2 protein-coding genes are annotated in these 861 nt (G+C 47.5%); both read left to right on the forward strand.

From position 1 onward, the window contains the following. Positions 1–11 precede the first annotated feature (11 nt). The gene (locus tag A3766_RS29260; protein WP_255375831.1) at positions 12–158 is read left to right on the forward strand and encodes an FtsW/RodA/SpoVE family cell cycle protein; all 147 of its coding nucleotides are present in this window, start codon (positions 12–14) and stop codon (positions 156–158) included. Next, on the forward strand, positions 151–861 hold a 711-nt coding region (locus A3766_RS24715; RefSeq protein WP_068643159.1), incomplete at its 3' end, for a UDP-N-acetylglucosamine--N-acetylmuramyl-(pentapeptide) pyrophosphoryl-undecaprenol N-acetylglucosamine transferase. The genes A3766_RS29260 and A3766_RS24715, both read left to right, overlap by 8 nt.

Raw genomic sequence — 861 nt, forward strand, 5'->3', positions numbered from 1 at the left:
AAGGTCTGACACTGCCATTGGTAAGTTATGGCGGTAGTAGCCTGATTGTGAGTTGTATGTGCATAGGTGTTTTGTTAAGAATTCACCGTGACCTGATGCTGATCGAAGATGAGCCAGACTCAGAACAGGCCCGAGACAAGGAGCTTATCCATGCGTGATAAAACATTCCTTGTGATGGCTGGTGGCACTGGCGGACATGTATTTCCAGCCTTAGCAACGGCAAAGAAACTAATGAGCCGCAATGACAAAGTTGTTTGGCTAGGTTCAGTCGGTGGTATGGAAGAGCGAGTAGTGCAAGATGCTGGAATTCCTTTTTACGGTATTTCTGTCAGTGGTGTTCGCGGTAAAGGCATATTAAGCAAAGCCTTAGCACCCTTGAAGATCGCTAAAGCCGTTTTCCAGGCTTTATTAGTGCTTAGGAAAACAAGACCCGATGCCGTGTTAGGTATGGGAGGCTTCGCTTCTGGGCCTGGTGGCTTGGCGGCAAAACTCTTGGGTAAGCCTTTATTGGTTCACGAACAGAATGCCGTAGCAGGAATGACCAATAAAGTACTCGCGAAAATGGCAGATTCAGTGATGTCAGCTTTTCCTGAAGCCTTTGAAGATGCGAGTAAAGTTGTGCTGACTGGCAACCCATTGAGAGATGAAATCTGCGAGTTATTTTATTCAAGCAAAGACAGTGTTTCGAAATCTCGGCCGATCAGAGTGCTGGTGTTGGGTGGGAGCCTTGGAGCTGCCAGATTAAACGAAGTGCTTCCTGGTGCGATGAGCTCTTTGGGGGCAGAAATTAGACCGGAAATTTGGCACCAGACAGGGCGTAATAAGTCCGAAGGCGTGGCTGCAAGTTATGAAAAGTATGGT

This window comes from Oleiphilus sp. HI0132, from assembly GCF_001635845.1.